The following is an 18,270-nucleotide window of genomic DNA, read 5'->3' as shown; positions in this document are numbered from 1 at the left end:
ATCAAGCGGCCATGCCGCTATGGCGCAGCAGGGCATCGATGCTCGGCTCGCGGCCGCGGAAGGCGGTAAACGATTCCAGCGCGGGGCGCGATCCGCCGACGGACAGGATTTCCTGCAAATAACGCTTGCCTGCCGCCGTGGTGGCGTCCGGTCCCAGCGCCTTGGCTTCTTCAAACGCCGCATAGGCGTCGGCGGACAGCACCTCGGCCCACTTGTAGCTGTAGTAGCCGGCCGCGTAGCCGCCGGAAAAGATATGCCCAAAGGCATTCTGGAAGCGGTTGAATGGGGGCGGGATGAGCAGCGAAAACTTGGCGCGCACGCCGTCGATCAGCTGCTGCACGCTCTGGCCCGTGCTGGCATCGTAGTCATAGTGCAGATGCATGTCGAGCAAGGAGAACTCCACCTGGCGCAGGGTTTGCAAGCCGGACTGGAAATTCTTGGCCGCCAGCATCTTGTCGTACAGCGCGCGCGGCAGCGGCTCGCCCGTGACGGCATGCGCCGTCATGTGTTCGAGCACTTCCCATTCCCAGCAGAAGTTTTCCATGAATTGCGATGGCAGTTCCACGGCATCCCATTCGACGCCGGCGATGCCCGACACGCCCAGTTCGTCGACGACGGTGAGCATATGGTGCAGGCCGTGGCCGAATTCGTGGAACAGGGTGATGACTTCATCGTGGGTGAACAGGGCAGGCTGAGCCTTGCCGTCGATCACGGCCGGTTCCGTGAAATTGCATGTCAGGTAGGCGATCGGCGTTTGCACGTGTTGTGCGTCGGCGCGGCGGCCGCGCGCGTCGTCCATCCAGGCGCCGCCGCTTTTACCGGCGCGCGCATACAGATCCAGGTAGAACTGGCCGACCAGCTTGCCGTCGCGCTCGATGCGGTAAAAACGCACGTCCGGGTGCCAGACGGGCGCCGTATCGGGCTTGATCTCGACCGCAAACAGGTTCTGGATCTGGCGGAACAGGCCGTCGATCACCTTGTGTTCAGGGAAGTACTGTTTGACTTCCTGGGCCGAGAACGCGTAGCGGCGCTCCTGCAGCTTTTCGGAGGCGTAAGGCACGTCCCACGCCTGCAGCTCGGCGATGCCCAATTCTTCGCGGGCGAATTGTTTCAGTTCTGCCAGGTCCTTCTCGGCGAACGGACGCGCGCGCTTGGCCAGGTCTTCCAGGAAAGCGATGACTTGCGCGGGCGAGGTGGCCATCTTGGGGACGAGCGACACTTCGGCGAAATTGGCGTAACCGAGCAGTTGTGCCTCTTCGTTGCGCAGCCGCAACAAGGTGACGATATTCTGGGTATTGTCCCAGTCCTCTTTTTTGCTGAAGACGTCGCCCTGGTCCGACGCCTTGGTGGCGTTGGCGCGGTAGATGGTTTCACGCAGCGCGCGATTGTCGGCAAATTGCAGGATCGGGTAGTACGACGGGAAGTGCAGCGAGAATTCGTAGCCTTGCTTGCCCGCCTTTTCGGCGGCGGCGCGCGCGGCGGCCTTCACGTCGTCGGGCAGGCCGGCCAGGTCAAGCTCGTTCTCGACCAGCAACTTGTAGTCATTGGTGGCGTCGAGCACGTTTTCGGAAAAACGCGTCGAGACGGCCGCGTGTTCTTCCTGGATGGCGCCAAAGCGCTCTTTCTTTTCTTCGGGCAACTCGGCGCCGCCCAGGCGGAAGTCGCGCACGGCATTGTCGACGATGCGGCGGCGCGCCGGCGACAGGCTGGCGAAATCGGCGCGGGCCTGCAACTGCTTGTATTTGCCGAAGAGGATTTCGTTCTGGCCCAGCTCGGTCCAGAATTCCGTCACCTTGGGCAGGTTGGCATTGTAGGCGGCGCGCAGTTCAGGCGTATCGACCACGCTATTCAAGTGGTTGACGATGCTCCAGGCGCGGCCCAGGGTTTCGGCGATCTGGTCCTGGGGCGCGACGAAGTTTTCCCAGCTCACTTCTTCCATGGGCGCTTCCAGCTGCGCCACCGTGGCGCGCGCCTGTTCCAAGAGGGTATCGATGGCGGGCGTGACATGCTCGTGCGTGATCGCGTCGAAGCGTGGCAGGCCGGAAAAATCAAGCAGGGGATTGGTATTCATCGTCGGTTCCATCCATATATAAAAGGGCGGTCATGCCGCCCCGGTGATTCTTAAATGCGCTCGGCGGCCTCTACCGTGTTCATGAGAAGCATCGTAATCGTCATCGGACCCACGCCACCCGGTACGGGGGTGATGTGGGAGGCGACTTCTTTCACGCCGGCAAAATCCACGTCGCCGCACAGCTTGCCTTCATCGTCGCGGTTCATGCCCACGTCGATGACGATGGCACCTGGCTTGACCATGTCGGCCGTCAGGGTGTTGCGGCGGCCGACGGCGGCCACGACCACGTCCGCCTGGCGCGTGTACAGGCCCAGGTCCGGGGTCGCACTATGGCAGATGGTGACGGTTGCGTTCGCTTGCAAGAGCAGCAGTGCCATCGGCTTGCCGACCGTGTTGCTGCGGCCGATGACGACGGCGTGCTTGCCGCGCAAGTCCACGCCCGTGCTTTCGATCAGTTTCATGCAGCCGTATGGCGTGCATGGGCGGAAGCCGGGCAAGCCCGTCATCAGTTCGCCTGCGCTCAGGACCGAATAGCCGTCCACGTCCTTCGTCGTGGCGATCGCTTCGATGACCTTGTGCGGGTTGATATGTTTTGGCAGCGGCATTTGCACGAGGATGCCATGGATGGCCGGATCGGTGTTCAGGCTGGCGATGCGTGCCAGCAAGTCCGCTTCGGACAGGTCCGCTTCATATTTTTCCAGCACCGAGTGGAAACCCACGTCGCCGCACGCCTTGACCTTGTTGCGGACGTACACCTGGCTGGCCGGGTCTTCGCCGACGAGGATCACGGCCAGGCCGGGCTGGATGCCCTTGGCCGTGAGGGCGGCGGCGCGCGTGGCGATCTCGCTGCGCAGTTTTTGGGAGAGGGCGATTCCGTCGATCAGTTGTGCTGGCATGGTAGGAGGCTGTGTGGGAGGGAAAAGACAGATTATAAAGCCGGCCGGTGCAAAGGGGCGGTTTTGGCTATGCAAAGGCGTGACAACAGCGGGCCAGAGACGCGGGCCTGAGAAAATGTCGATGGCGGCGTTGCAGCTCCTTGCCGTACTGGCGTACTGTCTGCGTCGCTGCGCCTTGCCCTCGACATTTTTCAGGCCCGCTTGGCCCGGTATGCCTGTGCGGGCGACCGGGGTGTACATTCGTTTTTGGCACTTTGATCACGCTAATTTCCGGACAGAATTTGCGGCAGTGCAGCATAAATTTCATAGGGTAATTTCACAATACGAAATGCTATATCGTAATTTGAAAAATAGTAAATACGCTGTTAGAATCCCCACACTAAACCGACTTAATAGTAAATAATCAGCGAAATACCGTCCGACAGCGATCCGGAAAATCGGGGTGGGGCGTTCACAAAGGAGACTCAACAGATGTCAGCTCAACTGAACCAGGTAACGACACAGATCGGCACCGACCCGGATATGCAGGAAACCAAGGAGTGGCTGGACGCGCTCGAAGCCGTTCTGGAAAATGAAGGTCCGGAACGCGCGCATTACCTGATGGAGCGCATGGTTGACCTGGCTCGCCGCCGCGGCGCCCAGATCCCGTTCTCCAGCACCACCGCCTACGTCAACACCATCCCCACCAAACAAGAAGCACACTGTCCCGGCAACCTCGAATACGAAGAGCGCCTGCGCTCGTGGATGCGCTGGAACGCCATGGCCATGGTCGTCAAGGCCAACCGCGCCGACGGCGACCTGGGCGGCCACTTGTCCTCGTTCGCTTCGCTGGCGAACATGCTGGGCATCGGTTTCAACCATTTCTGGCACGCGCCAACAGCTGACCACGGCGGCGACCTGCTGTACATCCAGGGCCACTCCTCGCCCGGCGTCTACGCGCGCGCTTTTCTCGAAGGCCGCTTGACGGAAGAGCAAATGCTGAACTTCCGCAAGGAAGTCGACGGCAAGGGCCTGTCCTCGTACCCGCATCCGAAGCTGATGCCTGACTTCTGGCAGTTCCCGACCGTGTCGATGGGCCTGGGCCCGCACATGGCGATCTACCAGGCGCGCTTCCTGAAATACCTGCACGCACGCGGCATCGCGAAAACCGACAACCGCAAGATCTGGGCCTTCTGTGGCGACGGCGAGATGGACGAGCCGGAATCGCTGGGCGCGATCGGCCTGGCCGCACGCGACATGCTCGACAACCTGGTCATCGTGGTCAACTGCAACCTGCAGCGCCTGGACGGCCCGGTACGCGGCAACACCAAGATCATCCAGGAACTGGAAGGCGAATTCCGTGGCGCCGGCTGGAACGTCGTCAAGGTCATCTGGGGCCCGGGCTGGGACGCCCTGCTGGCACAAGATAAAGAAGGCATCCTGCAGCGCGTGATGATGGAAACCGTCGACGGCGAATACCAGAACTACAAGGCGAAAGACGGCGCCTACGTGCGCAAGCACTTCTTCGGCAAGCATCCGAAGTTGCTGGAAATGGTTGCCAACATGACGGACGACGACATCTGGCGCCTGACCCGTGGCGGCCACGATCCGCACAAGATCTACGCGGCATTCAAGATCGCCCAGGAACACAAGGGCCAGCCGACCGTCCTGCTGGTGAAAACCATCAAGGGTTACGGCATGGGCAAGTCCGGCGAAGCGCGCAACACGGCGCACCAGACGAAAAAACTGGACGACGAAGCCATCCGCGAAATGCGCGACCGCTTCTCGCTGCCTATCCCTGACGACAAGCTGGCCGACATCCCGTTCTTCAAGCCAGCCGACGACGCGCCGGAAATGGTCTACCTGCACGAGCGCCGCAAGGCCCTCGGTGGCTACCTGCCGCAGCGCCGCCAGAAGTCGGAAGAAACCCTGCCGGTGCCTGGCCTGGACGCGTTCAAGAACGTGCTGGAAGCGACGCCTGAAGGCCGTGAAATCTCGACCACGCAAGCGTTCGTGCGCGTCATTTCGACCCTGCTGAAAGACCCGAACCTGGGCCAGCGCGTCGTGCCTATCCTGGTCGATGAATCGCGTACCTTCGGCATGGAAGGCCTGTTCCGCCAGATCGGCATCTACAACCCGAAAGGCCAGTTGTACGAGCCGGTCGACAAAGACCAGGTCATGTACTACCGCGAAGACAAGGCTGGCCAGATCCTGCAAGAGGGCATCAACGAAGCGGGCGGCATGAGCTCGTGGATCGCCGCGGCGACGTCGTACTCGACCAACGACCGCATCATGATCCCGTTCTACACCTTCTACTCGATGTTCGGCTTCCAGCGCATCGGCGACCAGGTATGGGCTTCGGCCGACATGCGCGCCCGTGGCTTCCTGATGGGCGGCACGGCCGGCCGTACGACGCTGAACGGCGAAGGTTTGCAGCACGAAGATGGCCACAGCCATATCTTCGCCGCGACCATCCCGACCTGCATGCCCTACGATCCGACCTTCAGCCATGAAGTCGCCGTCATCATCCAGGACGGCCTGCGCCGCATGATCGCCAACCAGGAAGATGTGTTCTACTACATCACGATCATGAACGAGAACTACGCCCAGCCAGGCATCAAGCCAGGCCAGGAAGAAGGCATCCTGAAAGGCATGTACAAGCTGCAGGAAGGTCCGGCGGACGCCAAGCTGCGCGTACAGCTGATCGGTTGCGGCACCATCCTGCGCGAATCGATCTTCGCCGCCGAGCTGTTGCAAAACGACTGGGGCGTGGCTGCGGACGTGTGGTCGGCGCCGTCGCTGACCCTGGTGGCCCGCGATGGCCAGGATGCGGAACGCTGGAACATGGTCAACCCGTCGAAAGAGCAGCGCGTGCCATACGTGACGTCGCTGATGCAGGACACGGACGGCCCGATCGTCGCCACGACCGACTACATGCGCGCGTTTGCAGAACAGATCCGCGCCTTCATGCCGAAGGGCCGCACTTATAAAGTGCTCGGTACCGATGGCTTTGGCCGCTCGGACAGCCGCGCCAAGCTGCGCGAGTTCTTCGAAGTGAACCGTTATTATGTCACCGTGGCCGCGCTCAAATCGCTGGCTGACGAAGGCAAGATCGACGTGTCGGTGGTGGAGCAGGCGATTGCCAAGTACGGCATCGACGCGAACAAACCGAATCCGGTGACCCAGTAATCGTTGTGCGGACCCGATGATGCCAGGGCGGTGCGAAAGTACCGCCCTGGCGTGTGTGCGGGTCCATCTGACAAATAAAATAACGGAGCAAGCTATGAGCATTGTGGAAGTCAAAGTCCCGGATATCGGCGATTTCAAGGAAGTCGAGATCATTGAACTGATGGTCAAGCCAGGCGATACGGTCAAGGTCGACCAGTCCCTGATCACGGTCGAATCGGACAAGGCCAGCATGGAAATTCCATCGAGCCACGCCGGTGTCGTCAAGGAATTGAAAGTCAACGTGGGCGACAAGATCGCCGAAGGTTCGCTGGTCCTGCTGCTGGAAGTGGCGGACGACGCCTCGGCGCCTGCGCCGGCCGCTGCCGCCCCGGCCGCAGCACCTGCCGCTGAAGCCGCCCCCGCCGCCGCGCCAGTACCTGCCGCTCCTGCCGGCGCGCCAGCCCTGGTCGAAGTGACCGTGCCCGATATCGGCGACTTCAAGGAAGTCGAAGTCATCGAACTGATGGTCAAGGTCGGCGACAGCATCAAGGTGGACCAGTCGCTGCTGACGGTCGAATCGGACAAGGCCAGCATGGAAATCCCATCGAGCCATGCCGGTATCGTCAAGGAATTGAAAGTCAAGGTCGGCGACAAGGTTGCCAAGGGCAGCCTGGTGCTGGTCGTGGAAACGACCGGTGGCGCTGCCGCTCCTGCTGCTGCACCTGCCGCTGCTGCAGCAGCACCGGCTGCGCAAGCTGCCGCCGCGCCAGCCGCCGCCGTCGCTTCGGCGCCGGTCGCTGCACCAGCTCCTGCCGCCGCTCCTGCAGCGAACGGCAAGCTGGCACACGCGTCGCCATCGATCCGCAAGTTCGCGCGCGAACTGGGCGTGGACCTGACCCGCGTGGGCGGTTCCGGTCCGAAGGGCCGCATCACCCAGGAAGACGTGCAGAACTTCGTCAAGGGCGTGATGTCGGGCGCCGTCGCCGCGCCGAATGCGCCGGTCGCCGCCAAAGGCGGTTCGGGCGTGGGCCTGGATCTGCTGCCATGGCCGTCGCTGGACTTCAGCAAGTTCGGCACGACCGAATTGCTGCCGCTGTCGCGCATCAAGAAAATCTCGGGCCCGAATTTGCACCGCAACTGGGTCATGATCCCGCACGTCACGCAGTTCGACGAAGCGGACGTGACGGACTTGGAAGCGTTCCGCGTCGACACCAACGCGGCCAATGCGAAGAACAAGGATGCGGCCAAGCTGACCATGCTGGCATTCGTCATCAAGGCGTCCGTTGCCGCGCTGAAGAAATTCCCCGCGTTTAACGCTTCCCTGGATGCCAAGGGCGAGAACCTGATCCTCAAGCAGTACTACAACATCGGCTTTGCTGCCGACACGCCGAATGGCCTGGTGGTCCCCGTGATCAAGGGCGCGGACCAGAAGTCGGTCTCGCAGATCGCCCGCGAAATGACGGAACTCTCCTTGCAGGCGCGCGAAGGCAAGCTGAAACCGGCCGACATGCAGGGCGCCAGCTTCACGATCTCCTCCCTGGGCGGTATCGGCGGCACGCACTTCACGCCTATCGTCAATGCGCCGGAAGTCGCGATCCTGGGTCTGTCGAAAGCCTCGATCAAGCCGGTATGGGATGGCAAGGCCTTCCAGCCGCGTTTGATGATGGGCACTTCGCTGTCCTACGACCACCGCGTGGTCGATGGCGCGATGGGCGCGCGATTCTCCGTGTACCTCGGCGAAGTCCTGGCCGACATGCGCAAAATTCTGCTGTAAGGAGCGATTGATGAGCACAGTAGAGGTAAAAGTACCGAATATCGGCGACTTCAAGGAAGTCGAAGTCATCGAGCTGATGGTCAAGGTCGGCGACACCATCAAGGTGGACCAGTCGCTGGTCACGGTGGAATCGGACAAGGCCAGCATGGAGATCCCATCGACCCACGCCGGCGTCGTCAAGGAAGTCAAGGTCAAGGTCGGCGACAAGATCGCCGAAGGCAGCGCGCTGCTGGTGGTGGAAGCGTCGGAAGGTGCTGCAGCTCCCGCAGCCGCACCGGCGGCCGCTCCTGCGCCTGCAGCGGCTCCGGCTCCTGCAGCGGCGGCACCAGCTGCAGCCGTTGCCGCCATCCCGGCCGGCAATTACAGCGGCCAGGTCGACATCGACGTCGACATGATGGTGCTGGGCGGCGGTCCTGGCGGCTATTCGGCGGCGTTCCGCGCGGCCGACCTGGGCATGTCGACGGTCATCGTCGAGCGCTACGCGACCCTGGGCGGCGTGTGCCTGAACGTGGGCTGCATCCCGTCGAAGGCGCTGTTGCACGTCGCCTCCGTCATCGATGAAACGGCGCACATGTCCAACACGGGCGTGACGTTTGCCAAGCCGACGATCGACATCGACCAGGTACGCAAGTACAAGGAAGGCGTGATCTCGAACATGACGGGCGGTCTGGCCGGCATGGCCAAGGCGCGCAAGACGCAAGTCGTCACGGGCGTGGGCCAGTTCCTGTCCGCGAACCACATCGAAGTGACGGCAGGCGACGGCTCCAAAAAAGTCGTGCAGTTCAAGCAAGCCATCATCGCCGCCGGTTCCTCCGTGGTGAAACTGCCCTTCGTGCCGGAAGACCCGCGCATCGTCGATTCGACGGGCGCGCTGGAATTGCGCCAGATCCCGAAACGCATGCTGGTCATCGGCGGCGGCATCATCGGCCTGGAAATGGCGACCGTCTATTCCACGTTCGGCGCGCGCATCGACGTGGTCGAAATGATGGATGGCCTGATGCAGGGCGCGGACCGCGACGCCGTCAAGGTGTGGCAGAAGTTCAACGAGAAGCGCTTCGACAACATCATGACCAAGACCAAGACGGTGGCCGTCGAGGCTCTGCCGGAAGGCATCAAGGTCACGTTCGAAGCGGCCGAAGCAGGTGCTACCGCACCGGCGCCACAGATCTACGACCTGGTATTGGTGGCCGTGGGCCGCAGCCCGAACGGCAAGAAGCTGGCCGCCGACAAAGCGGGCGTGCAAGTGACGGACCGCGGTTTCATTAACGTCGACAGCCAGATGCGCACCAACGTGCCGAATATCTTCGCCATCGGCGATTTGGTGGGCCAGCCGATGCTGGCGCACAAGGCCGTGCATGAAGCTCACGTGGCAGCGGAAGCCGCTTCCGGCCAGAAGTCGCACTTCGACGTCAAGGTGATTCCATCGGTCGCCTACACGGATCCGGAAGTGGCATGGGCCGGCATCACGGAAGACGAAGCGAAAGCCAAGGGCATCAAGGTCGAGAAGGGCCACTTCCCGTGGGCCGCTTCGGGCCGCGCCGTGGCCAACGGTCGCGCCGAAGGCTTCACCAAGCTGCTGTTCGACGCTGAAACGCACCGCATCATCGGCGGCACCATCGTCGGCACGCATGCGGGCGATATGATCGGCGAGATCGCGCTGGCCATCGAAATGGGCTGCGACGGCACCGACATCGGCAAGACCATCCATCCGCACCCGACCTTGGGCGAATCGATCGGTATGGCCGCCGAAGTGTACGAAGGCGTGTGCACGGACTTGCCGCCGCCGCGCAAGCGCTGATGTTGTAGCGCTGTGTCGTAACACTAAAAACCCCGCAAGCGATTGCGGGGTTTTTTTATTATCCTGCCATCGTCGGCACGCACGCGGGCGACAGGGGAACGATGAGGCGGCGAAATCGCGCTGGCCATCGAAATGGGCTGCGACGGCACCGACATCGGCAAGACCATCCATCCGCATCCAACCCTGGGCGAATCGATCGGTATGGCCGCCGAAGTGTACGAAGGCGTGTGCACGGACTTGCCTCCACCGCGCAAGCGCTGATGAAGCGTTAACTTTCAGTACAAAAAAACCGGGACATGTTCCCGGTTTTTTTATTTCCCTTGATCTGCATCATAGTAAAACGTGGTGTAGCGGGGCCTTGTGAAAATTGGTGAGTATTGCCGTGTGGAAAAAGTGGCAGAATGGAGGTCTGTCACCATGTTTTTCTTTTGCTTCGACGGAAACGCGTGATTTTTCCAGGAATGTTGCCAGCGTGGGATACGGTCAAGTTCCGCTGTACTGAGAGAGCTTTGCAACGATGAAAAAATTTACCGCCCTTCATATTGCCGACGTCCGTTTGCGCCGGGCTGACGAACAAGAGCAAGCCGTGATGCTGCATGCCTTGTACCAGGATGTGGCCGCTATCCTGGCGGCGGGCAAGCGGATCGATGCGATTTTCTTCACGGGCCAGCTGGTGGCGCCCGACGCCTGTGCCGGCACGACGCCCGTGTATGTCTACGAATACTTCCTGCGCCCCTTGCTGCAGGCGGCCAGCTTGCCTGGCGCGCGTTTCTACCTGGTGCCGGGCAGCCGCGCGCAGGGTGTCGCCGCTGCGGCGCTGGGCAATGCCGGTTTCAGCTTTTTCTCCGCCGATGAGCACGCCAGTGCCGAGCAGCGCGCGCACTACAAGAATATCCACGCCGTGTTCCATGGCCATCAGCATACGGGCGATGCCAGTTCGCTCATGAAGTCGCTGGGCATCTTGTTCAAGAGCAATTCCGGCAGCCTGTACGATACCAGTGGCCAGATGGCGGCGTTTGCCGTGCTCGAGTTCGGCACGGGCGAGGCAGCGCCCGATGGCGGCGCGCCAGGCACGCGGTGGACGGTGTCCCTGCGCGAGTTCGATGACGTGAGTAAGAACTTCGCCCTGTCGGTGCTGTACACGCCGAATGGCCAGGAAACGGGGCAGGTGGATGCCGAGTATGTGTTTGCCACCTTGCTGCCGCAGCTGGCAGGCGAACGCGATTATCTCGATGGCTTGCTGGGCAAGGCGGGCGCGCAGCAGCGCGTGGACGCCGGCGCGGCTGCTGATGCGCGTGAATTCCTGATCGAGCTGGCGTTCGTGATGTTCGAAGCCAAGAGCGTCTTCCTCAACGAGGCGGAGCTGGAGCGCTTTGCCAGCGATTATTGCGGCGTGAAGGGCTGGAGCATGGCGGCCGGGGATTGGCTGGCGCCGCTGTATGCGCATGGCTTGCTGCTGCGGGAAGATGGCCAGGTGGCGTTTTCCTTCGATTACTTCCGCACGTATTTCCTGGCGCAGCGCTTTGAAACCTCGTTCGACCTGATGCGCTATGGCCCGGACCGCTACGATGGAAGTGAGTCTCCACTCACTGTCGATGGCGCGTCGGCGGCCCAGCCTTTCCTGCGCGCGCTGGGTTTGAACGATGAACACGCCGAAGCGGCGTCGCCGGCAGACTGCAGCCGCCCTGGCTGATTTCCTGGGCCAGCCTTTCCGCGTCAGTCCGCCAACGGCTGGCGCAGGGTGCCGCGCAGGAACAGGTCGAGACTGACGGCAACCTTGGCGCGTAATTGCGCCACGTCCGGTTGCGTCTGCGGCGGAAACAGCAGGCGCGACATCTGGTCGCCCAGCAGGCAATTGAGCAGGTGCAGCGACAGCATGGCCGGCGCCAGTTCCGCGCGGAACAGCGGCGCGATGTCGGGGCGGCTGAAAAACCTCGTCAGCATCTCGCGCGTCTGTCCCGGTCCCACCTTGTAAAACGTTTCCGCCAGTTCAGGATGCGTGGCCGCTTCGGCCACCACCATGCGATTGAGGTGGATGGCCGCCGGCATGGTGACCAGTTGCACGAACAGCAGGCCGAACTCGCCCAGGATGGTGGGCAGGGGCCGCATATCCGTTTCCAGGGCCGGCATGGTCGAGAAGTAGGCGGCGCGGCGCAATTCCACCACGGCATTGAACAAGCCCGACTTGCCGCCAAACTTCACATAAATCGTGCGCACGGCCACATGGGCTTCGCGGGCGATCATTTCCAGGCTCACCTTCCCATATCCTTTTTCCAGAAACAGGCAGCCGGCCGTGTGCAGGAGGTTGTCCATGCGCGCTTCCATGTCGGCCGCGCGCGGGCGGCCGGCGGGTTTGCCGCAGCAGGAAAGCTCCTGGGCGGTGTCGCCCGATTCTTTATCGGTAGGCAAGGTATCGCTGAGGCCGGGATCGGACATGGTCTGGGTCTCTTTATAAGTTGGAAGGTAAGTGATGGCTCACACTGTAGTGCAAATTAAAATGAAATGCAATCGTTTCATTTCTTGACTTTGACTTTTCTTTGCCCAATAATGAACCTATATCATTTCATTTCCGGAGCGAGTATGTCCAACCAGCCAGGCCAAGCAGAGCACAAAGTGCTGAGCGCCGTCCCACCCGCGGCCCCTGCCGCCCCTTCCGCGCCCGCCGCCTCCGCCAGCTCCGCACCACCGAACAACCGCGTCAAAATCATCGCCGGCCTGATCGTCCTCGTGGCGCTGGGCGCCGGCGCGCGCATGTGGTACCGCAGCCACTATTTCGTGGAAACGGAAAACGCCTATGTGGCCGGCCACGTGCATCCCGTCTCGGCGCGCATTTCCGGCGTCGTCACCAAGGTCTTCATCGACGACAATCAAATGGTGAAAGAGGGCGACGTGATCGCCGAACTCGACCCGTTCGACCAGCGCGTGAAGACCGAGCAGATCGCCGCGCAGATCGCCAGCGCCGAGCAGCAAGTGCTGCAAGCGGACGCGCAGATCGCGCAAGTGCAGGCGCAAGCCAGTGGCGCCCAGGCGCAAGTGGCGCAAGCCGATGCGCAACTGCTGCGCGCAAAACAGGATGCGGACCGTTATGGCCAGCTGTACACGAGCCAGATGAAAGCCGTCTCGAAAGCGGAACTCGACGCGGCCAATGCGGCCCGCTCGAGCGCCGTGGCCGACCTGGCCGCCCGCCGCGACAGCGCGTCGGCCGCCAAGGCGCAGATCGGTGCGGCGCAAGCTGCGCGCGACGTGGCCAAGGCGCAAGTGGCCGTGCTGCGCGTGCAATTGAAGGACGCGGAACAGCAGCTGCAATACAACCGCATCCTGGCCCCTGTCGCCGGCCGCATCGGCAAGCGCAACGTGGAAACGGGCATGCGCGTGCAGCCTGGCCAGCAATTGACGGCCATCGTGCAGGACAACGTCTGGGTCACCGCCAACTTCAAGGAAACGCAATTGGCCGACCTGCACCGCGGCCAGAGCGTGCACGTGACCATCGACGCCATGCCGGGCAAGAAACTGGTCGGTACCGTGGACAGCTTCGCTCCTGCCTCGGGCGCGCAATTCGCGCTGCTGCCAGCCGATAACGCCACCGGCAACTTCACCAAGATCGTCCAGCGCGTGCCGGTGAAAATCGTCTTCCAGCCGGAAGACATCAAGGCCATGAATGGCCGCCTGGTGCCGGGCATGTCGGTGATCGCCGAAGTGGAAGTCAATCAGCCTGAAACGCAGCCGGCCGCGCGCCACGCTGCTGCTCCAGCCGCCCAGTCCACCACCCACTAAACTTCCATGAGCAGCCCCTCCACCACGCTGGCGAAGCCGCCAGCGTTTCCCGTGATCGACGAGAAAGTCTCCGGGCGCACCTGGCTGGCGGTCGCCGCCGGCATGCTGGGCGCCTTCATGGCGGTGCTCGACATCCAGATCACCAATTCCTCGCTCAAGGATATCCTTGGCTCGCTGTCGGCCACCCAGGAAGAAGGCTCGTGGATTTCCACGGCCTACCTGGTAGCCGAAATTATCGTCATTCCCCTCACCGCGCTGCTGGCGCGCGTGTTCGGTCTGCGTACCTACATGATCGGCACCACCGCTTTCTTCCTGCTGTTCTCCACTTTGTGCGGCACGGCCTGGAACCTGGAAAGCATGATCGTCTTCCGCATGCTGCAAGGGTTCACTGGCGGCGCCCTGATCCCGATGGCGTTCACGCTGGTGATGCTCAAGCTGCCGCCGTCGAAGCGCGCCGTCGGCATGGCGATTTTCGGCCTGACGGCCACCCTGGCGCCGGCCATGGGCCCGACCCTGGGCGGGTACTTGAGCGAGCTGTATGGCTGGCCATCGATCTTCTACATCAACTGGGTGCCGGGTGTGCTGCTGATCGCCGGCATGATCTATGGCCTCGACAAGGAGCCGATGAAGCTCGAGATGTTCTGGAAGGCCGACTGGCTGGGCATCTTCTTCATGGCCCTGGGCCTTGGTTGCCTGACCATATTCCTGGAAGAAGGCAACTCGAAGGACTGGTTCGACTCCGGTTTCATCATCGCCTTCGCCTCGCTGGCCCTGGTGGGTATCCTGGGCTGGGTCGTCACCAGCGCCACGCGCGCCGAACCGTTCGTCAACCTAGGCCTGTACGGCCAGCGCAATTTTTTAGTGGCCACCGTGCTGTCGGCCGTGACGGGCATGGGCCTGTATGGCTCGGCCTTTTTGCTGCCGCTGTTCCTGGGCCAGATCGCCGGCTACTCGCCAATGCAGATCGGTGAAGTCATCATGTGGGTAGGCTTGCCGCAGCTGTTCATCATGCCGTTTGTCGCCAAGCTGTCATCCGTGGTGGACAACCGCATCCTGTGTTCGTTCGGCCTGTTGCTGTTTGGCGGTTCGTGCATGATGAATGCCTACATGGATGCATCCACCGGCTACGACCAGCTGCTGTGGTCGCAGGTGGTGCGCGCGCTGGGCCAGCCCTTCGTCATGCTGACCCTGTCGAACTTCGCCATGAAGGGCATCGCGCCGAAGGACATGCCGTCCGCTTCGAGCCTGTTCAACATGACGCGCAACCTGGGCGGCTCGATCGGCATCGCCCTGCTGGCCACGGCCCTGAGCACCCGCGAGCATTTTCATTCGCAGCGCCTGGGCGAAGCGATCAATGCCTATTCCAGCGCCACGCAGCTGCGCATCGACCAGCTGACGTCGTCGTTCATGGCCAAGGGCTATGACGCTGTCACGGCCGGCAACCAGGCCTTGCAGGCGATCGACGGCATCGTGCGCCGCGAAGCGTATGTGATGGCTTACAACGATGGCTTCTTCCTGATCGGCGCTATCCTGCTGGCCTGCATCGTGCCCCTGTGGCTGGCCGACAAACTCAAAGCTCCCGGTGGCGGTGGCGGCGGTCATTGACCGCGCACAGCCCGCACGTGCAGCACTCCAAGAACAAGAAGGTACACATCATGCAAACAGTATTGACGAAAATCGCGCTGGCCGCTTCCCTTGCCGTGGCGCTGTCCGCCTGCGGCACCGTGGGCCAGGATTTCACCGCGCCGGGCAATGTCGCCGGCGCCGGCACCTTCCGCCATGGCGCGGCCGCGGCGGACGCCGCGCAACTGCCCAAGGAGTGGTGGAGCATCTACGGCGATGCGACCCTGAACCGCCTCGAGCAGAGCGCGCTGCAGGACAACCCGAGCGTGAAAGCGGCTGGCGAGCGCTTGCTGCAGGCGCTGGCGCAAAGCGGCACGGCGCGCGCCAACCAGGGCCCGAGCGTGAACGTCAGCACGGGGATCTCGAACTCGCGCACCTCGGCCAACACTTCGCAGGGCCTGGCGCAGGGCAACCGCTCCATCAGCGGCAACAATTTTTCCGCGGGCGCCACGCTGTCGTATGAAGTCGACTTGCTGGGCCGTGTAAAACGCATAGTCGAAGCGGCCGATTCCCAAGCCTTGGCGGCGCAAGCGGACCGCGACGGCGTGCTGCTGATGCTGTCGTCGCAAGTGGCCAGCAATTACTGGCAGCTGCGCGGACTCGATGCGGAAATGGCCATTTTGAATGGCGCGCTGGACACACGCCGCGAATCGGCGCAGCTGGTCGAAGCGCGCTTCAACGCGGGCTTGACGAATGAGCTGGACCTGGCGCGCGCGAAAGTCGAGCTGTCGAACGCACAGGCCGACCTGCATGAAGTCAAGCGCCAGCGCAACCAGCTGGAAAACAGCCTGGCCACCCTGACGGGCAAGCCGCCGTCGGCGCTGCAATTACCGGTGGCCGCCGATCCGTCCGTCTTGCCGCTGCCGCCTGCCATTCCTGTCGGCTTGCCGGCCAGCCTGCTGGCGCACCGCCCGGACCTCGTGTCCAGCGTGGCGGGCTTGCGCGCGGCGAACGCGCAAGTGGGCGTGGCCGAAGGCGCGTTTTATCCGACGCTGCAACTGACGGGCAATTTCGGCTATGCGTCGGAAAAGCTGCGCGACCTGGCGCAAGGCGGTTCGCGCCAGTTCAGCTTTGGCCCGCTGGCCCTGTCCCTGCCGATCTTCGACGGCGGCCGCAACCAGGCCAATCTTGACCTGTCCAAGGCGCGCTATGCGGAAGCCGTGGCGAACCATGAAACGAAGCTGTTGACGGCCTTGCGCGAAGTGGAAGATGCCTTGTCCGACGTGGAGCAGCGCCAGTTGCAGGGCGATGCCCAGGCTCTGTCGCAGGAAGCGGCGGCGCGCGCCTACCTGGTTGCGCGCACGCGCTACGAGCGCGGCATCTCGACCTATCTGGACGTCACGGACGCGCAGCGCAGTTCGCTGGCAGCGGACCGCGCCGCCGCGCAGATCAAGACCCAGCGCCTGCTGGCGACGGTGGCCGTGGCCCGTTCTTTAGGTGCTGGCTGGCAGCCGGACGGCGAGCTGGCCAAGCTGGCTTCCGCGCCATCGACCGTCAAAGCGAACTAGGTACGACGATTACGTGAGCGTGGCCGGTGGCGGTGTCGCCGCCGGCCCGTAGCGTTCCAGCAGAAAATCAATGAAGGTTGTCAGCTTCGGCGTGGGCTGGCGGTCGCGCGGATACAGCACATGCATCAGGCGCGGCGCCGGCACGTAATCGGCCAGCAGCGGCACCAGCCGTCCCGCCGCGATATCGTCGGCCAGTAAAATCTCCGCCTGCATGACGATGCCGAAGCCGTGCAGGGCCGCCATGCGCAGCGCCTGGCCATTGTTCGAGCGGAAGCGGCTCTCGGCCGCAGCGCCATCGTGGCGCGCTTCCTTGCCGCTCAGACGCTAGCGCATGTGGCGCGACCACTGCATGAAATCCACGCATTCGTGCCGCGCCAGGTCGTCCGGCGTGCGCGGCGTGCCGTGCTTTGCCAGGTAGGCGGGCGAGGCGCAGATCACCATCGCATACGGCCGCAAGGGCCGCGCCACCATGCCGGAATCTTCCAGCTTGCCGATGCGGATGGCCGCATCGAAGCCTTCCTCCACCAGATCGACCATCCTGTCATTCAAATTGAGCTCCAGGCTCACGTCCGGGTAGGACGTCAGATAGTCGGCCATCAGCGGCGCGATGCATTCGCTGCCGAAGGACACGGGCGCCGTGATCTTCAGCTTGCCGCGCGGCGTGGCGCGCATCGCTTCGGCGCCCGTTTCGGCCGCCGCGATCTGCGCCAGGATCTGGCGGCACTGCTCCACGTATTGCCGGCCGATTTCCGTCAGGCTTTGCCGCCGCGTCGTGCGCGCCAGCAGGCGCGTGCCCAGCCGCTCTTCCAGCTGTTTGATGTGCTTGCCCACCATCACGGGCGAGATGCGGAAGGTGTCGGCGGCCGCCGTGAAACTGCCTTGGTCGACGATGGACACAAAGATTTCCATGCTACGCAATTTATCCATGTCGCCTTGATTGAAAACTGTGAGTTGGTAATCTTGTAAATTCTAGCGCATTTATTCCTTTCTGAAAGCGGCGCATACTGGCTCCATCGTTCAACCCACACAAGGAAGCAGCATGAAAATCGTCATCATCGGCGCCAGCGGCACCATCGGCAAGGCCGTCACCGCGCAACTGGCGCAGCGCCATGAAATCATCGAAGTGGGCAGCCGCACGGGCACGCACCAGACCGACATGGGCGACATCGCGCAAGTACGCGCCCTGTTCCAGCGCATCGGCAGGGCCGACGCCGTCGTCGTCACGGCCGGCAAGCTGCATTTCGGCCCCCTGGCCGAATTCACGCCCGAGCAATTCCAGCTGGGCCTGGACAGCAAGCTGATGGGCCAGGTCAACGTGGCGCAGGTAGCGCAGGAATACCTGAACGATGGCGGTTCGATTACCTTGACCAGCGGCATCGTTGCCGAGCAGCCGATCCGCTTCGGCGCGGCCGCCAGCATGACGAATGCGGCCGTGGAAGGTTTTGTACGGGGCGCCGCCATCGAACTGGCGCGCGGCGTGCGCATCAATGTCGTCAGCCCGACGGTGCTGGAAGAGTCGCTGGAAGCGTATGGCCCGTTCTTCTATGGCTTCGAGCCGGCCGCCGCTAGCAGAGTGGCGCTGGCCTACAGCCGCAGCGTGGAAGGGGCGCAAACGGGGCAGGTCTACCGCGTGTGGTAGGTCTCAAAGCCGCAAAAAAGGCTGCTTTTGACCGGCCTCA

Annotated in this window: 11 protein-coding genes and 2 pseudogenes; 9 read left to right on the top strand and 4 right to left on the bottom strand. The window is 62.8% G+C overall.

The window, feature by feature from the left end:
* Nucleotide 1: 1 nt before the first annotated feature.
* The gene (locus AC54AG_RS02225; protein ID WP_496629387.1) at nt 2-2,071 is read right to left on the bottom strand and encodes a M3 family metallopeptidase; all 2,070 of its coding nucleotides are present in this window, start codon (nt 2,069-2,071) and stop codon (nt 2-4) included.
* Between the two features lie 50 nt (nt 2,072-2,121).
* Complete coding sequence (gene folD / locus AC54AG_RS02220) at nt 2,122-2,967, bottom strand: bifunctional methylenetetrahydrofolate dehydrogenase/methenyltetrahydrofolate cyclohydrolase FolD (protein ID WP_072455517.1); 846 nt, start codon at nt 2,965-2,967, stop codon at nt 2,122-2,124.
* 471 nt (nt 2,968-3,438) lie between these two features.
* On the opposite strand from folD, the gene aceE reads away from it, so the two are divergent.
* The 5 genes and pseudogenes from aceE (at nt 3,439) to AC54AG_RS02195 (ending at nt 11,379) form a co-directional block, all read left to right on the top strand.
* The gene (gene aceE, locus AC54AG_RS02215; RefSeq protein ID WP_034747396.1) at nt 3,439-6,135 is read left to right on the top strand and encodes a pyruvate dehydrogenase (acetyl-transferring), homodimeric type; all 2,697 of its coding nucleotides are present in this window, start codon (nt 3,439-3,441) and stop codon (nt 6,133-6,135) included.
* A 94-nt stretch (nt 6,136-6,229) separates the two neighbouring features.
* Nucleotides 6,230-7,888 (top strand): dihydrolipoyllysine-residue acetyltransferase, encoded by a 1,659-nt coding sequence (gene aceF, locus AC54AG_RS02210; RefSeq protein ID WP_496629386.1) that lies wholly within the window; start codon nt 6,230-6,232, stop codon nt 7,886-7,888.
* A 10-nt stretch (nt 7,889-7,898) separates the two neighbouring features.
* Entirely contained in the window at nt 7,899-9,686 is a 1,788-nt protein-coding gene (lpdA, locus tag AC54AG_RS02205; RefSeq protein ID WP_456150822.1) for a dihydrolipoyl dehydrogenase, read from the top strand.
* A 68-nt stretch (nt 9,687-9,754) separates the two neighbouring features.
* Nucleotides 9,755-9,947 (top strand): annotated as a pseudogene (locus tag AC54AG_RS02200) (oxidoreductase dimerization domain-containing protein); the annotation flags it as partial.
* A gap of 256 nt (nt 9,948-10,203) precedes the next feature.
* Complete coding sequence (locus AC54AG_RS02195; protein WP_496629385.1) at nt 10,204-11,379, top strand: hypothetical protein; 1,176 nt, start codon at nt 10,204-10,206, stop codon at nt 11,377-11,379.
* Nucleotides 11,380-11,402: 23 nt separating this feature from the next.
* Here the strand turns inward: AC54AG_RS02195 and AC54AG_RS02190 are convergent, their stop codons facing one another.
* On the bottom strand, nt 11,403-12,122 hold the full coding sequence (locus AC54AG_RS02190) for a TetR/AcrR family transcriptional regulator (protein ID WP_034747405.1): 720 nt from the start codon (nt 12,120-12,122) through the stop codon (nt 11,403-11,405).
* A gap of 144 nt (nt 12,123-12,266) precedes the next feature.
* On the opposite strand from AC54AG_RS02190, the gene AC54AG_RS02185 reads away from it, so the two are divergent.
* Genes AC54AG_RS02185 through AC54AG_RS02175 form a run of 3 tightly spaced genes read left to right on the top strand, consistent with a single transcriptional unit; the run spans nt 12,267 to nt 16,591 of the window.
* Nucleotides 12,267-13,460 (top strand): HlyD family secretion protein, encoded by a 1,194-nt coding sequence (locus AC54AG_RS02185; RefSeq protein WP_034747407.1) that lies wholly within the window; start codon nt 12,267-12,269, stop codon nt 13,458-13,460.
* A 6-nt stretch (nt 13,461-13,466) separates the two neighbouring features.
* Entirely contained in the window at nt 13,467-15,065 is a 1,599-nt protein-coding gene (locus AC54AG_RS02180) for a DHA2 family efflux MFS transporter permease subunit (RefSeq protein WP_058050139.1), read from the top strand.
* Nucleotides 15,066-15,115: 50 nt separating this feature from the next.
* Nucleotides 15,116-16,591 carry an efflux transporter outer membrane subunit gene (locus AC54AG_RS02175; protein WP_496629384.1) on the top strand — a complete coding sequence of 492 codons (1,476 nt, stop codon included), beginning with the start codon at nt 15,116-15,118 and terminating at the stop codon, nt 16,589-16,591.
* Nucleotides 16,592-16,600: 9 nt separating this feature from the next.
* Here the strand turns inward: AC54AG_RS02175 and AC54AG_RS02170 are convergent.
* A pseudogene (locus tag AC54AG_RS02170) lies at nt 16,601-17,518 on the bottom strand (LysR family transcriptional regulator).
* A 112-nt stretch (nt 17,519-17,630) separates the two neighbouring features.
* Between AC54AG_RS02170 and AC54AG_RS02165 the strand changes: the two are divergent.
* Nucleotides 17,631-18,230, top strand: coding sequence for a short chain dehydrogenase (locus tag AC54AG_RS02165; RefSeq protein WP_496629383.1), 600 nt, complete (start codon nt 17,631-17,633; stop codon nt 18,228-18,230).
* The last annotated feature ends 40 nt before the right edge of the window (nt 18,231-18,270 follow it).

This window comes from Janthinobacterium sp. BCJ23 (assembly GCF_059617945.1).
Note: the sequence above shows the minus strand (reverse complement) of the source record. Positions and strands in the feature narration are given on the sequence as shown.

Bases quoted from the DNA above. Each gene is read 5' to 3' on its own strand.
- AC54AG_RS02225 (WP_496629387.1), bottom strand. From the start codon at position 2,071: ATGAATACCAATCCCCTGCTTGATTTTTCCGGCCTGCCACGCTTCGAC.
- folD (WP_072455517.1), bottom strand. From the start codon at position 2,967: ATGCCAGCACAACTGATCGACGGAATCGCCCTCTCCCAAAAACTGCGC.
- aceE (WP_034747396.1), top strand. From the start codon at position 3,439: ATGTCAGCTCAACTGAACCAGGTAACGACACAGATCGGCACCGACCCG.
- aceF (WP_496629386.1), top strand. From the start codon at position 6,230: ATGAGCATTGTGGAAGTCAAAGTCCCGGATATCGGCGATTTCAAGGAA.
- lpdA (WP_456150822.1), top strand. From the start codon at position 7,899: ATGAGCACAGTAGAGGTAAAAGTACCGAATATCGGCGACTTCAAGGAA.
- AC54AG_RS02195 (WP_496629385.1), top strand. From the start codon at position 10,204: ATGAAAAAATTTACCGCCCTTCATATTGCCGACGTCCGTTTGCGCCGG.
- AC54AG_RS02190 (WP_034747405.1), bottom strand. From the start codon at position 12,122: ATGTCCGATCCCGGCCTCAGCGATACCTTGCCTACCGATAAAGAATCG.
- AC54AG_RS02185 (WP_034747407.1), top strand. From the start codon at position 12,267: ATGTCCAACCAGCCAGGCCAAGCAGAGCACAAAGTGCTGAGCGCCGTC.
- AC54AG_RS02180 (WP_058050139.1), top strand. From the start codon at position 13,467: ATGAGCAGCCCCTCCACCACGCTGGCGAAGCCGCCAGCGTTTCCCGTG.
- AC54AG_RS02175 (WP_496629384.1), top strand. From the start codon at position 15,116: ATGCAAACAGTATTGACGAAAATCGCGCTGGCCGCTTCCCTTGCCGTG.
- AC54AG_RS02165 (WP_496629383.1), top strand. From the start codon at position 17,631: ATGAAAATCGTCATCATCGGCGCCAGCGGCACCATCGGCAAGGCCGTC.